This window comes from Arenibacter nanhaiticus (assembly GCF_900141935.1).
GTDB classification, from domain to species: Bacteria; Bacteroidota; Bacteroidia; order Flavobacteriales; family Flavobacteriaceae; genus Arenibacter; species Arenibacter nanhaiticus.
On the sequence record NZ_FQYX01000042.1, the window covers coordinates 1 to 15,975 of the forward strand.

Genomic DNA, 15,975 nt, shown 5'->3' on the forward strand with positions numbered 1-15,975 from the left:
AAATTTCTCTGGGCTATTCCCTAGTACAAGGCAGATTCTATACGCGTTACGCACCCGTGCGCCGGTCGCCGGCAGATAAGCAAGCTTATCCCCGCTGCCCCTCGACTTGCATGTGTTAGGCCTGCCGCTAGCGTTCATCCTGAGCCAGGATCAAACTCTTCATCGTTGATTTTTATATAACTTGATCAACCATTAAAAGCTAATTGCCCGGCCCGTGTTTTCGATTTTTATTCAATATTCCCGATCTGTCGCCAGAACGGAAATACGCTGTCTTTACAATATGTCTATGAACTTTTTATTCTTTTCTTCTTCGCCCTGTCTCCCAAAGCGGCTGCAAATATACAGCTTCTTTTTTATCCGGCAAGCTTTTTCGAAAAAATTAAATTCTTTCTTTTTGGCTTAACAGATTAGGGACACAACACTCAATGAACATGGCACTCTTAACGCCTTTTCGCTGGCTCGGCATTGCCTCGCTAGCGGAGGGCAAAGATACATCTCTTTTTAAAACCGACAAGATTTTTTTTAGGTGTTTTTTAAATTAATTTTAAATCTAAATCTAACTGATTTATTTTTAATTAATTACACCTCAGCAACAAATAATAGCTAGCCATATATCATGCACGGGCAAAACAAAACAAATTTTATGAGTGCTACTCTGCTAGATTATATCCATACAAAAGCTCTTCGTGCGGGAATAATAAAAAAGACTAGACAATACTAGATATCACAGCCTTAAAGTCCTAGAAACTTTAAGGAGGGAGAAGCCTATATATTGTATATAAGGATAGGTATCAATTAGCAATAAAGAAATCGGTTATAAGGTTATACTATGTAAAAGTATTTACCCCCTTGTTCATCTACCGCCACTAGCGCTAGCATAACGCTTGTTCTGTCAACGGCAGCTCATACAGATGTTGCAACTTCATTGCAATAAAAGAAGTTAAAACTTTAAAGCGGTTTTCTATCACTGATCGTTCGGACCTGAACCTTCTTTAAAAAATTTAATTTAACAACCACCTTACACAAATCAATGCATTGGAGCTTTTTGTTGATATTACCAACCGTATTAAAATCATAATTGGCTATTCTTTACATCAGTTCAGAAAAGACCAATTTTGATCTGAGATAGAGCTGACAATCCACCAGCACAAATTGACCGTACGAATTGTTGCCGTTATTCTCATGGATTATGGCGAAAAAAATAGTCCTTTTTATATTTTCAATTTCTCATTCCCTTAACTTTGAAAGAAATCCTGATGTTATGAACGATGAACAGGATGTCGTAAGGCTTAAGAAACAACTCGGTACAGTTCAAATCCTATTGTACGGGGTTGGCACTATGCTGGGGGCAGGTATTTATGTTTTAGTGGGCAAAGTAGCAGGATATGCCGGAACCCTGGCGCCCCTCTCCTTCCTCGTTGCTGGAATTTTAGCCGGATTGACCGCTTATTCCTATTCCCTTCTGTCTCCACGGTTTCCTAAAAGCGGTGGAGAAATTGTCTATGTAGATAATGCATTTAACTCCAAACGATTGGCCACCTTGGTTGGATGGGGTGTCATTTTCACGGGTTTCATTTCTGCGGCGGCCATTATCAAAGGATTTGTTGGGTACCTGGACGTGTTTATAGAATTCCCCGATGCCTTCGTCATCATTGTAAGTATGACACTCTTATCTATAATTGCCATATGGGGAATTGGAGAATCGTTAAATGTAATCGGATTAATAACCTTGATGGAGGTTGGAGGGCTCTTATTTGTAATTTTGATAGCAGACATCGACCTGCTAAAACTCACTTCGCAGTTTTCACAAATGTTCATAAAAGCACCTGGGTACGATGTATTTGCCGTGTTTCAGGGCGCATTCCTGGCCTTCTATGCTTTTGTAGGGTTTGAAGATCTGGCAAATGTTGCCGAAGAGGCCAAAAACCCAAAGAAGAGTATGCCTATCGCCATCATGGGGAGTTTATTTATAGCCTTGTTCTTGTACATCGCTATCGCTGTAGTAGCGGTGGTTTCCTTACCGCTGAACCAACTTGCTGCCACCAATGCCCCAATGGCAGAAATACTTGTCGCCAAGGGTCAGCACTATGCCTATATCATAAGTCTCATAAGTTTAGTTGCCGTGTTAAACGGAGTATTGGCACAGGTGATTATGGGATCAAGAGTGCTCTATGGATTGGCTGGACAAAACAGTGCACCAAAACTGTTTTACAAAGTCCATAAAAAGTACCGTACGCCAGTGGCGGCTACCATCGTTATTGGTGTTGGTATAGCTGTTTTGGCTATTTTTGTACCCATTGTTCAACTGGCCAACACTACCAGCTACGTAATCATTAGCGTTTTTGTAATGGTGAACCTCTCTCAAACCAAATTGGCATATACGGATTTCGGCAAGAGGACATGTTGGAGAAACAAGAAGTTTCTCCTGCCACTGATTGCTGCTCTTCTATGCTTGGTATTTCTTACTTATAAGATACTGGCCGAGTTGTAAGGCCCGCAAATAAAAATAAAGCCCTAGGACGTAATCATAGTTCCGAACCTATGATGAATTAGTAAATTTGATGGTCATACCCATCCTTTATAATAAGACGATTAGGTTTTTGAGGATGATTTGGATAGTTTTGGATTAACAATGAAACCAGTTATCGCAGTATGCTATATAAATCTTAACTGAACATCGCTCCGCGAAGTCTCCCGACTTTGAGGTGCGTACTTTTTTTATCATTGATAATTGTTTATTGCTAATTGTTAACTGTATCCCCGCGTTAGCTATTGCAGCGGCATCCTTTTTTAGAGGGCCAGCCCCTAAAAAAGATATAGCGGAAAGAGCGACCCGCTAGGGGAACGCCCAAATTTTTACACCATATATAAGGAGTACACCTCATCACAGATCCAAAATTTCTGTCAGCATAGCCTTATATGAAATAGCATTTATAATTAATTTTTATAGATATTTAATGAAGATTTTACAATAAAACAGGTAGGAATAAACAAATATATTATTTGTAAACAACAGAAGATTAAGCGTTTGCATTTAACCACTTTACTACGTAACTCTACTCTTATACTAGGATTATACCTACGATAAAATAATCCGTTTACCACACTTTTTATGGTATTTTATCGAAAAAATTGTAGCGTACGTTAAAAATAAACTACTTTTTTTGTATTCTAATACCTTCTATCATACTAGGTACTAGCAACATGGAAGCTGCATTATCCTGTTTGGAATTATAATGCTACCAATGACATCAAGGCAACATTACCGCTCTACTTGGTTATCGCCCAAGTTACTCTAGTGCCAAGAAAAACATCATAAGCACTACGAAAAAAACGTTGGATATCGTACATCCGCAAGCAACTGAATTAATTTTTTCACAAAAACCGAACATTCATGGAACGGAATTTACAATTGGGCAACAGAATGGTTTTCGTTCAAAAGAGAATGTTTGGGAAGCGTTTAATTAAATTATGCCAATCACTCCTGATAGCAGTAGTATTCCTTATATATAGTCCAGCGCTCCTGGGGCAGTCTTTTCCGGTACAAGTGGTACCACAAACTATTCCCCCGATCCCGGTTCATTTTTCTGAGTATGCGGATATCTATACCACTAACGGTCCTTTAAAAGTACAGCTTGTTTTAAACGATCTTAACATTTCCGATAGGGAAGTGCGTCTAAAATTATATTTTGAAGGGAACGGCATCGATTTCCAGAGCAAGGATTTTATAACAGGAGCAAAACCGTTGTACTTGGAGGGCGGAATGCCTTTAGTATTAGCCCAATCGGAATTGGCCCCTTATTTTAGCTATGAAAATATTATGGGGATTTCTCCACAAGGGTATGGCCAAACCATTCCGGAAGGGGTATACCAGTTTTGTTTTGAAGTCGTTGATGCCCTAACCGGGAATAGACTTTCTCGAAAAACCTGCTCTAGGGCTGTTATCTTAAAAAACGAACCTCCTTTCCTGATTACTCCCCGCAACAAAACCGATATTACCGAACACAACCCACAAAACATTGTTTTTCAATGGACGCCCAGGCATATTAACGTCAGTAATGTGGAATATGAAATAAGCCTTGTAGAAATTTGGGACAATGGCATTGACCCTCAGGCGGCCTTTTTGAGCTCCCCTCCTATTTTCCAAACCACTACTGCGGCCACCACTTATATTTATGGTCCGGCCGACCCCATGTTGATGTCCGATAAAAATTATGCCTGGCGGGTACAGGCAAAGGCCAAAAAAGGCACTGAAGAAATAGGGGTGTTCACCAACCAAGGATATAGCGAGATTTTTTCTTTTAGTTATGCCGGTAGTTGCCTTGTTCCTCAGGTCCTTGCCCATGAGGTAAAGGGCAGCACCAATGCCAATATTTTTTGGGAAGATTTTTCTACCGACATTCCGGAATATACGGTGCGATACCGAGAAAAGGGAAAGGCCAACGAATGGTTTTTTAGCAAGACCACTGCCAACCAAATTACGCTGTGGGACCTGAAGCCGGGTACCACCTACGAATATCAGTTACAGAAAAAATGCACGGTCGCGGGAAGCGAATGGAGCGCAACCAAACAGTTTACCACTTTTATCGCCAACAATGAAGCCAGTGTATATGAATGTGGTATTGCCCCTAGCCTTCACCTTACCAACAGAGATCCTCTGGTTACATTAAAATCTGACGACATTTTCCTTGCCGGCGACTTCCCCATTACCGTTATGGAGACCAATGGTAGCGAAGGCCGTTTTACAGGAAAAGGCTATGTGACCATTCCTTATTTAAACAGTATTAAGGTAGCTGTAGTTTTCACCAATGTGCTGGTGAACACCGACAAGCAATTGGTAGAAGGTACCGTGGTGACAAAATACGATCCGGAACTGAAGAATATTTTGGATGTTCCGGAGGCCATAACAGTTGTTAGCGACGCATACGATGCGGTGGCCGATTTAGGCAGTAGTGTAAACGATATTCTTAAGGATGTCTTTGGAAATGAGAAGGATGATACTGAAGAAGAAGATTTGGAAACCTCTACAACGGATACCGCAGAAACCCAAAATCAGGCTCCTTCTGAAGATATGGCAATAGTAGACAACTCATCTGATAGTGGCCCTTCGGTACCTGAAAGCCCAGCCCCAATAGCCAACAATAATCCACCTCCTATGGAGGAACCTACAGGCAGCCCTTCTCCTAGCCCTAGTTCCCCGGAGTCCGATACTCCTGAGGAAAAGGAAGTAGCAATAGAGTACAATGGAAACCTTTATAAAAATGGAGCTATTGTTGAAGTTCCATACCACCAAGACCAACCTCATTTTGCCCTATTTCTTAGAAATTATCCGGAAGAAGCAGTTTTTAATTGGCAAGTCCTACACTTAGGCACGGATAACACCGCTAAATATACCCAAAATGAAACCACCAATGACAATATCGGGGTAGATATGCAAGGTACTGCTATGGTAGATGTTATAGCCTTTTATAACGATGAGCCTATAAAGATTACCTTAAAGCGAAAAGCAAAAGAGTTCAGGCTTGTGGAACTATATGCAAAACCGCAGGACAATGATAAAAGGTTGGCCAAATCTGGCAAACCATTGTATTTAATAAACACTGATTCAGGAAGGAAGGTGGACTTTGGGCTTCATATAACCCCAAAAATAAAGCAGACCGAAATTTATGAGCAAGACATCAGCTGGTATTATGAAAAACCCAATACACAAACCAATTTAGGGAAAGACTTTGGCAAAAAGAACATTCATTTAACCCTTGCCCCAAACACAAATTACACGACCAAAGTTATGGCAGGGAATCCGGATCCGAAAAACAAAAGCATAGATATTATTTGGTTTGATGAGTCCGTTGAAGATTTTAACTTTCTTCCAGATGGACTACAGGATGAAATAAATAAATCCCTTGAAGAGGTTGTAGATAATTTTGATTTAGTTGAAAAAATCATCCCGTCTTCTAATATAAAAATTGAATTGAGCCCTATTACCATAGCGGGGACGAAATACAATGAAGAAGATAAAAATTCGAGACTGTACAAACAAGTTGAAAAAGGATATGTACAAGGGGGATTGCAGGCCGTTTTGGGAAAAACTAGGTTTACGCATCCGACCTTAAAGATACTGTCTCGACTAAAGGTAGTCGATATTGGACTTTATACAGAAATGCTCTTAAGCTTTTCGGTGCGTGGCGGGGTGGAGCGATTTAAATATATTGAAAATACTAAGTACGAAAACAACAATCCTTTTGTTTCTATCGGCGCCTCTGGCTGCCTAATAGCCGGCGCGGAAGCAAAACTCTTAGTTGCCAAGGAAAAATTAAATTTTAATGTAAATTTTAACGGGAAGGCCTGTGTGGAAGGTCGAGGCGAATATAAATTCAACTCCAAGGAGTTGAATAGTGAATTTTTTATACCTCCAGTGGTAATAACGGGGACTATTAAAATTGCTTCAAAAGGAGTTTTAAACTTTGAACTTATCGATTGGACAGACAATATCAAACTAGGAGACAAAATTACCTTAGGAGAATACCATCATAAATTTTAATCCGAAAAGAAAATAACCTTATGATTGGCATTTATAAATTCCCTTATTCAAAATAATTTTAGTGAATTCATTAGTAAACATGTTTTGTATAAAAATTAAATCACAATTAGATGAAACAATCGATTATTACACTATTGCTTTTACTGGTGACATTAACTATAGGAGCTCAAACAGATTATTCAAATATGATTTTGAGTTATTCTGAAAATCGGGAGATATTTTTTCATAAATACGAACCTAACCTAATAATTAAGGCCGAATACTCTTCCATTACCGAAGCTGAAAATAATTATCCTGAACAACTTATTCAATCAATATTGTCAGCTACCAATCAAGAATGGATTAATTATAACACTTTGGGAGGAGCAGAAAAAGCAACGGAACAAAACCAGTCCCACTTTGATAGAGTATTAACCATGGATAAAAATAAAAATTTTTTTAAGCTCCATCATAAATTAACCTTCACAATTGGCAACATACCAACTGCAATCATAAAGTTTTTCATACATCAGGAAGAAAACGAACCAGTATCTGGTGCTGTGGTAATGCAAAAAGTTGATGGTCGATGGCAACATACTTCTAACCCAACCTTGTCTACTTTGTCAATAATAGTCATGCGCTTAAAAACAACAGTTCTACAAGGTATACTATTAAATGATTCTGAGGATAAGGACATTATTGCTTTATCAAAACGAGTTTCTTCCGAATCTGGTTTGGACCTACAAAAGTTAGAAGATGAATTTATGAGCTGGTATAATCCTGAACTTGACAGATACAAAATAGAAATGTTCATAGATCCAAAGGCTTGGTAAAAGATCTCAACTCTTATTTATCAATTTAAAAATTAACTTAAATATTACAATACCATGAAGATCTGTTTCCTTATAATCGTAATAATAATTACTAATCCCATTTTTTCACAAATTGACTTCGATCAGTATAAAGGGCAAGAATCTAAAATAACGATCAACAAGGAATACGCCTTCGTGAATCTTTATCCTTATTACAAAAACGCTAGTACACAAGATTCCTTGATAACAAGCCGAATAAAACCTAGCATCCCAGAGGGAGCGTTAACGGAAAAATACTTCGATGATCTAGCCAAAAACGACACCAGTCCATCATCATTTTCGATAGTTTTGCATTCCAAATTAACTATTGATATAAACCTTATTAGACATTGTTTTATAAAATACAAACTCAATAAAAACAATGAGGTTTCGGACTTCAAGGTTTTAGAATTGATTTTAGACAAAAACCAATGGAAAGAAGCCACGGAAACAACGAAAGAAACCAATACTATTAAGGATATATTTAGTTATTGCAGTGTAAATATGTTGTTTGAATTTTACAACCAATCAGATAATCCAAAATTTCCTGTTATCAATGAACTAAAAACATCGGCCAAAAACACAAATGGAATTTTAGATTTGAGGATTTTAATTCAAGTCATTTTTGAAAACAAAGCAGCCTTAGACAAATATTTGTTTCTTTAATCAAACTGTCTCCACCCTCTGATCCTTACTCTTTAGACTTCACAAATATTTTTAGGGTATTTACTTGTATTAATAATTGGTTTGTACTACACTATAAGTGGTATTTTATCGAATAAATTATAGGTATTAACTTATAATAAGTAAATTATAGTATTCCTATTACATTAACAACCAAATTACTAACAAAATCATCATGGATTACCCGGTCAAAATCAAACAATTAATAATTTCCTCGCGACTGGGTTATGAAATAAGGTTAACGACATCTAAAGATCTACTATATGTCCATAGATCATGTAGTCATACTTACCACCATAAAATCGTTTCTATTTCTATTAAGCCATATGTTTTTTTCTTGCAGAAAGAAACTGTCATAGAAAGTACTTCATTGAATTCCGTTGACCTTAATCATATTTCCGTTACCCCAACATGGAAAACATCTATAAGTCAAGAATCTTCCCAAAGAACATTCTCTTTACTTATTAGAAATATCAAAAAAGAAAAACTTCCCCAATTCGTATTAGCTCACCAAATTGAAAACAAAAATCACCATCATACAACTAATTGTCAAATTACAAACAAGAAAATGTAATCACCATATTATACAATGGCGCACTATAAAAAAAACAGTACAATGACTAGTGCTAGGCACTAAACGACATAGTTTGGCACAGCAAATTTATAACCCTCATAATCAGTAATTATGAATAGAAACTACATACACTCCGTCCTCATTATTTTTTATGTTTGGGTCCTTCCTTCCTTTGGGAATAGTCCATTAGGGTTAAGTGATAATTCTAATCATTTTTCTATGACCCATAGAAAAGATGCCTTGAAAAATATTTCTAAACTACCCTTAAAATCTTCGAAGCCTAATAATATACTGTTTAGTATTTCTGAATTAGAACATTCTTCGAATCATAAACCTCACCACAAGGTAGAATTATCTACAAATCCAACTAATTTAATCATTACAGAAAGAGATTCGTCCAAAACGCAAAAGAACCGTAATGACCAAATTCATTATTTAAGGCAATTACAAGCAATACGAAACATTGGTCCTGCTTTTAATTTAAAAGATAAAAGTACTCTAGATAACCATAAAACTCCCCCTAATAAATCTTATAACGGCAGTTCACTATTTTCAGACGTTGAGGAGGAAAACACTTTGCGATCATTCCCATCTCTGGACCTAAACATTGTTGAAAACAATAATTTCAATATTACTTTCGCAAACCTAGAGCCAGAATTTACCCCAGAATATATAGATGCTAATTTCGACAGAAACCCAAAGGTAGATGAGGTTGTATCCAAAGCGAAAGAAGCCTTAAAAGCTGTAAAGAAACTAGGAAACTTTGTAGATATTATTACAGGTAAAGATCTGTTAGAGTTGCCGGTTGGACTTAAAAAAATTGACTCTACTTCTGGCAATACGGTTGAACTTGCTATTACCCGGGTACAGTTTAAACCAGAATTTGCTGAATTTAGTGCTTGGGCCAAGATGATTGTACCAGTAAAAGGTCCTAATGGCGAGCCCAACAGGGAGCTATATTTTGGTGCAGAAGGCATTAAAATGTCGCATGATGGGGCCCTTTTAAACGACATGAAATTAGTCTTGTTAGGTGACCAGCCCATTACTTTAAATGGAGATAGTTGGCTTCTTACCCTCAAAGGAGGCGTTAACCTAAAAACAGGAGTCTTTAGCGACCAATCTTTTGTAGAGTTCGATTGTTCCGGACTGAAAGCTATAAATATAGAAGCCGATTTACGGATTTCTAGAAATATCCTACTCCCGATTACCAGTGGAGGTAATTATAAATGTGGAGATAAAAATGTCAACAAGTACTTTAGAAACACCGAAGAAGTTAAAAATGAATGCTATGTAGGTGCCTCCTTTAGTGTTAAGGCCAATGGCTGGAACGATCTATTAGTGGAAGTAGAACTCCCCCAATTTGAGGTTCGAGGCCTAAAAGGGTGGGGATTTAATATAAAACGTGCAGTACTAGACCTGAGTGACAGTCGCAATGCATCAGGAATACAATTCCCTAAAGATTATAGTGAAGTTCTTACCCGTGGACAACGACAGCTATGGCGTGGATTTTATGCCAAGGAACTGAGTATTATGTTACCCAAAGGGATAGAAAATAAAGAAACATCCAACAAACGGGTACAGTTTGGCGCACAACACCTCATCTTAGATAGTCAAGGAGTCTCTGGTACCTTTTTCGCTGAAAATGTGTTAAAAGTGGGTGAGGGATCTGCAGGTCAATGGGGATTTTCCATTGCCGATATCAGTATTTCCCTATCTAGGAACGCTTTGGCTGGTGGTGCCATAGGTGGAGATATTTCCGTTCCTATTTTTGAAAAACCCATGGAATACACAGGCTACATACAACCAGATAGTTATGGTCTTGAAGTTGGACTGCAGAGCACTTATAAAACAGCTGTTTTTTTAGGAGAAATGCAATTAAACCGAAATTCAACTGTCGCTATAGATGTGAAAGAAGGCCATGCCTATCCTTCCGCAAACTTATCAGGTGAACTATCCATAATTGGCAAAATCAATCAAAAAGAAAATGATGAAGCACCAAGTACCAATTCGGTTGAAAATAACGGCAAAGGATTTAGTTTTCCCGGTATTACTTTCGAGGAGTTAAAATTAGAAACAGAGCCTGGCAAAAAGTTTTTAAGCGCCAAGAGCTTTGGATTTGAGGGGGAAATGAAGTTGATGAACTTCCCGGCTTCTGTTGAAAAACTAGAATTAATCACCCCTAGTAATCAGGTTGGACTTTCCTTCGACCTTAAAATTAATTTGGATGGGGAAGGATCTCATGCTACGACCAGTATGCAGATATTAGGAAAATTAGACGAAGAGGTAAGAATTCAAAAATGGAAATTTGAACGCATCAAGGTAGATGGTATTGAAATCGATTATGAAAAAAGTGGAATTTCCTTAAAGGGAGGACTGGAAATCATGGAGGATCACAGCTGGTACGGCGATGGTTTCAGGGGTAAGGTTACCGCTAAAATTAAAAGCATAGATGTAAAGGTCGATGGAAAGGCCATTTTTGGTTATAAAGAATTCAGATACTGGAACGTAGATGTATGGACCGAAAACAAAGGAAAGTCAAGCAATAAATTTCTAATAAACTCCATGGTAGGTGGCATCTCTTACCGTATGAAAAAGATTCGTGGTAATGAGAATGGTTTTTCTACCTCTTCTGCCGTCTATCGACCAAACAAAGATTATGGTTTAAACATTCGTGCCGGGGTCGGTATCAGCACCCTAAATGAAAATACTTTTAACGGCAGAGCCTTTTTAGATTTAACTTTTAATAGGTATGGAGGTTTAAATAGAGTAGGATTTACTGGGGAAGGTGCCTTTATGAGCGGTAATACTACTGAGAGTAGCTCGACTTTAGATTTTGGTGCACTGAACAAAACTTTTGAAAAAGTAAACGACTTTATAGAAAAAAACAAAAGTAAGATCGAGAAACTGGCTAAAAAGGGTGAATTCCTGAAACTTGCCAAGGAATCTATTCCAATTCATGACGTTGCCGCCTCCGGTAAAATAGGTACTTATGTAAGCATTGAAAAAGATTTTGTGAACAACTCTTTTGATGGTGAGTTTGCACTTTATATGGATTTGGAAGGAATCAAAGGTGGAGGAGAACATAATCTTGCAGGATATGCCAAAATGTATACAGGACCCGAAGATTGGTACATTCATATAGGTACCCCTCAGAAAAGAATAGAACTACTGTTTCAAGCTGGAGCACAAATAAGAGTTGGCGGATATTTTATGACCGGCACACAATTACCCTCACAATTGGATCCACACCCTATGGTCGTAAAAATTTTAGGCGATGATATGCTAAACGGCAATCGACAAGAAAACCAATTACAAGCAGGAAAAGGTTTTGCTTTTGGCTTAAATTTCGGGTATGGATATGGTTTTGATTATCTAATCTTTTATGCCTCTGTTGAAGTAGGGGCGGGTTTTGATGTGATGCACGCCTACTACCCCGATGCCAAATGTGTTGGTCGTCCTGGCCCCCTTGGCAATAACGGATGGTATTCTATGGGACAAGTCTATGCTTATCTATATGGAGAATTTGGCGTCCAGGTTGATTTAACCTTCATCAAGGGGAAATTTCCAATAGCGGAAGCTGGAGTTGCTGCTATGTTACGAGGACAATTCCCAAATCCGGCCTACTTCCAAGGTTATGTAGGAATGCACTATAAAATTTTAGGAGGATTGGTGCAAGGCCGAATGCGATTAAAAGTAGAAGTAGGGGAAGAATGCGAATTGGAAAATATAAATAAAACTATAGGTGTTCCAATGATATCAGATGTAACACCTAAGAATAAAAGTGAAGACATTTCAGTTTTTGCCGCCCCACAGGCCGTATTAAACTATGCAGCCGATACGGATTTCACAGTAGAACTAGAAAATAACACAAAGACCTTTAAACTGCGACTCAGAAACTTCGCTGTAAGTTGTGAGGGCAAAAACTTAAAAGGGACCTTAGAATGGAATGACACTAAGGATGCTGTTACCTTTAAACCTGATGAAACCCTCCCTTCTGAAAAAAAAATAGATGTTATAGTTGAAGTAAGCTTTGATGAAAAAATAAACGGCACCTATCATGGGATGAAAGAAAACGGAAGACTAATAGTAGAAAAAAAGGAAATTTCCTTTATTACAGATAGAGCACCAGATTACATTCCGAAGGAAAACATTGCTTATATGTATCCCGTCATAGAGCAACAAAATTTTTATCCCGAGGAATACCCCAAAGGTTATCTTAAAATGAAAACTCCGCAACATTACCTTTTTGACAATAGCTATGAAATGCGTGCTGAATTTGTTTCTCCCATTAATAATATAGGTTCACGTACTAATTTGTCTTACGATCGATCAAAGGCTACAGTGTTTTTTGAGGTACCGAAGAACATGTCCTTGGACTCCTACTACCTTTTAAATTTGATGATTTTCCCTCCAGGTACTGATATTTCATCGGAAATTAAAATGGAAAACACCGAATTCCTTTCTGATGAAACCAGTGGTGATACGAATTGGTTTGACCCAACTTCGGGTAATCAAGATAACAGGCAGGTTACAGGAAGTGCAGTAGTTTCTAACAAAAAAGCAGCTAACGTAATTATCTCCAATGGAGCTCCTAAATCTATCCTCGCATATGAATTTAAAACTAGTAAACATCCTAGTTTTAAAGCAAAGGTGAAAAATTTATCTGTTACCGATAACCTTACAAATCACATATTTTCGGACGTACACTCCTTATCCATACAGGTAGACGATTACGAGTATTTGGATAAGCTCGAAATTATCGGTGGCAAATACACCAACTCGAAGGCTCTGGTTTACGCACAAGCTGTTTTGGACGATAAATATTATAAGAATACAATCTACCCACTTCTATACAAAAACTATCCTCTTGATGGTAGTATAAGAGTTAACCGTGACGAAAACATTCTTGGAACACCTCCAACACGCTCTTTTTATATAGGAAATGAATACCTGCTTAATTTGGAAAACTACCCCAAATCTCCATGGGTAAAAAACAGAATCCCCTTTGTTTATAATTTACCATTTCAATACAAGACAGATATGATTTACTTAAGAAATAGGATCCTAAATAAATATTTTGGGAGTGATGGCAATGAATCTCAATATGAAGAATTTAAATATTTAATAGGAAACTCATTTCCTCCCTTACCTCTGGGAAGCTTTAAGACTCAATTAATATACCGAACTCCTGGGGCACTTTACCAAAAAGGATACAACATGAAGTTTGTTAATGATTAATATCCTAGAACTGATACCTATAACTCAATTTAAAAACAAAAAATCGTGAAAAGACTTATCCTAATATTCTTTTTATTAAACCTTAGTTTATGGGCTCAAGAATCTGCCTCCGTACAGGTTATAGCGCGATCCTTACCCTATAAAGTCCTATTGCGTTGGGCTGTAGATCAGCCATTGGCTTGGAAGAAAGCCAATGAATTCGGATTTTGGATAGAACGCGCCACTATTTCCCGTAATGGAGAGGCTGTAATCCCTATAGCACGTAAATTATTAGTATCCTATCCACTGAAACCAAAAGTGCTAGAGGAATGGGAGACCCTAGCTAATGAAGATCAGAATGTAGCCATATTAGCGCAAGCTCTTTTTGGCAACACCTTCAAAGTTGATCCACCTGGAAGTAAAATAGGGTCTATATATGCCATAAACGACGAATTAGAACAGCGATTCACCTTTGCCTTAGTGGCGGCGGAACAGAATTATGAAGGTTCTAAATTAGCAGGGTGGGCCCTAGAGGATTCTACCGTAATAGCCGGAGAAAAATATGTTTATTCCGTATCGGTTGCATTACCCGAACAAAGTGTATTATCTATTCTAAAAGGCTCTGTTTTTGCAAGTCCCGATTTATACGAACCCCTACCTCAACCTATTGGTTTTACTGGAATTTCTAAAGACAAGAAGGTTACTTTGAGCTGGAATTTCAATTTGTTACAGCACCTTTATACGAACTATAGCATTGAGAAATCCAACGACAATATTTCTTTTAAACCGTTAAACGGTGTTCCCATTTTCAATGCCCAACAGCTAGAGGACTCACAGGAAATATCCATGTATTACATGGACTCTATTCCTAATAACACCACCTTTTATTATCGGATTAAAGGGAAGACGGCTTTTGGGGAAACAGGACCAAACTCCGAAGTTGTAGAGGTTAAAGCATTGAAGGCATTAGGTTTTGCGCCCCGCATTTATAAAAAAGAAATTCTTTCCGAAAACAAAGTAAAACTTCATTGGGAGTTTAAAGATGAAGGAAATTCATTAATTAATAAGTTTCAACTTCGTAAGGCTAAAACTAACAAAGGCCCCTTTATTACAGTGCTGGACAATATAGATACCAACTCAAGGGAGGTAACTTATGATGGCTTGGAAAGGGTGAATTACTTTACTGTAGTTGCGATTGGTAAAAATGGTGAAGAAAGCGAATCCTATTCATCCCTGGTACAACCTATTGACTCTACACCTCCTGCTCCACCGACTGAATTAAAAGCCATTATGGACACCACAGGCATTATAAGACTTAGTTGGAAACAAAATACGGAAGACGATTTGAGTGGATATCGTATTTTTAAAAGTCATAATCCAAATGTAGAATTCAGCGAACTGACCAATAAAACCCTAGTTAGTGCATTCTATACGGACACCGTCTCCTTTAAAAATCTTAACCGAAAAGTATACTACAAAATAACAGCAGAGGACCTTAGGTATAACCGTTCTGGATTTTCAGAGATTTTAGTGGTAAATAAACCTGATAGAAATCCCCCATCCTCTCCTGCTTTAAACAATTACAAAGTTTCCGGTGAAGGGGTTAGGGTTAATTGGATTCCAAGTAGCAGTCCAGATGTGGCAATACATGAGGTATTTAGAAAGAAAGACGGTTCCAAAGAAAAAGGATGGGAGAGGGTTTTTAAATCTCATACCATACAGGATACTACCTTTTTTGACACTACAATTTCAGCCCCCAGTGTTTACAGTTATACGGTAATCGCGAAGGATTCTATTGGATTGGAAAGCCTTCCCGCCAAGCCAATAAGTGTTAGGTGGAATGGAAAAACCTTAAAAGAAAATGACATTAAATTCTCAGGAACTGTAAATCGCGAACTACGGTTTATAAGCCTCAGCTGGAAAGCTGTAGCTACGAATGTTTTGGAATATCGCTTGTACCGGGGGACCGACCTAAAACATTTAAAACTATATAAAACTTTTGAAGGAATTAGTAAGGGGTTTAACGATGTAGACTTAGAGGTCAATACGGATTACACCTATGGAATTCAATTAATCCTGAATGGTGGCCAAACCTCTATGATAAAGCAGATTAATTTAAAATATTAGGG

6 protein-coding genes and 1 rRNA gene are annotated in these 15,975 nt (G+C 37.8%); 6 read left to right on the forward strand and 1 reads right to left on the reverse strand.

All coding sequences use genetic code 11. The annotated features are described in order from the left end of the window. Window positions 1-166: ribosomal RNA gene (locus tag BUA16_RS16705) — 16S ribosomal RNA — on the reverse strand; the annotation flags it as partial. A gap of 1,095 nt (window positions 167-1,261) precedes the next feature. Here BUA16_RS16705 and BUA16_RS16710 point away from each other — a divergent pair. The 6 genes from BUA16_RS16710 (at window position 1,262) to BUA16_RS16735 (ending at window position 15,973) form a co-directional block, all read left to right on the forward strand. Next, window positions 1,262-2,491 (forward strand): APC family permease, encoded by a 1,230-nt coding sequence (locus BUA16_RS16710; RefSeq protein ID WP_072765886.1) that lies wholly within the window; start codon window positions 1,262-1,264, stop codon window positions 2,489-2,491. Between the two features lie 903 nt (window positions 2,492-3,394). Then, the gene (locus BUA16_RS16715) at window positions 3,395-6,541 is read left to right on the forward strand and encodes a fibronectin type III domain-containing protein (protein ID WP_072765876.1); all 3,147 of its coding nucleotides are present in this window, start codon (window positions 3,395-3,397) and stop codon (window positions 6,539-6,541) included. Window positions 6,542-6,651: 110 nt separating this feature from the next. Further along, window positions 6,652-7,353 (forward strand): hypothetical protein, encoded by a 702-nt coding sequence (locus BUA16_RS16720; RefSeq protein ID WP_072765877.1) that lies wholly within the window; start codon window positions 6,652-6,654, stop codon window positions 7,351-7,353. Between the two features lie 54 nt (window positions 7,354-7,407). After that, window positions 7,408-8,037 (forward strand): hypothetical protein, encoded by a 630-nt coding sequence (locus BUA16_RS16725; protein ID WP_072765878.1) that lies wholly within the window; start codon window positions 7,408-7,410, stop codon window positions 8,035-8,037. Between the two features lie 703 nt (window positions 8,038-8,740). Then, window positions 8,741-13,867, forward strand: a complete 5,127-nt coding sequence (locus BUA16_RS16730) for a hypothetical protein (protein WP_072765879.1) — start codon at window positions 8,741-8,743, stop codon at window positions 13,865-13,867. Between the two features lie 45 nt (window positions 13,868-13,912). Next, complete coding sequence (locus tag BUA16_RS16735) at window positions 13,913-15,973, forward strand: fibronectin type III domain-containing protein (protein WP_072765880.1); 2,061 nt, start codon at window positions 13,913-13,915, stop codon at window positions 15,971-15,973. Window positions 15,974-15,975 lie beyond the last annotated feature (2 nt).

Excerpts from the sequence above, each read along its gene's own strand:
- BUA16_RS16710 (WP_072765886.1), top strand. The coding sequence starts at position 1,262 with ATGAACGATGAACAGGATGTCGTAAGGCTTAAGAAACAACTCGGTACA.
- BUA16_RS16715 (WP_072765876.1), top strand. The coding sequence starts at position 3,395 with ATGGAACGGAATTTACAATTGGGCAACAGAATGGTTTTCGTTCAAAAG.
- BUA16_RS16720 (WP_072765877.1), top strand. The coding sequence starts at position 6,652 with ATGAAACAATCGATTATTACACTATTGCTTTTACTGGTGACATTAACT.
- BUA16_RS16725 (WP_072765878.1), top strand. The coding sequence starts at position 7,408 with ATGAAGATCTGTTTCCTTATAATCGTAATAATAATTACTAATCCCATT.
- BUA16_RS16730 (WP_072765879.1), top strand. The coding sequence starts at position 8,741 with ATGAATAGAAACTACATACACTCCGTCCTCATTATTTTTTATGTTTGG.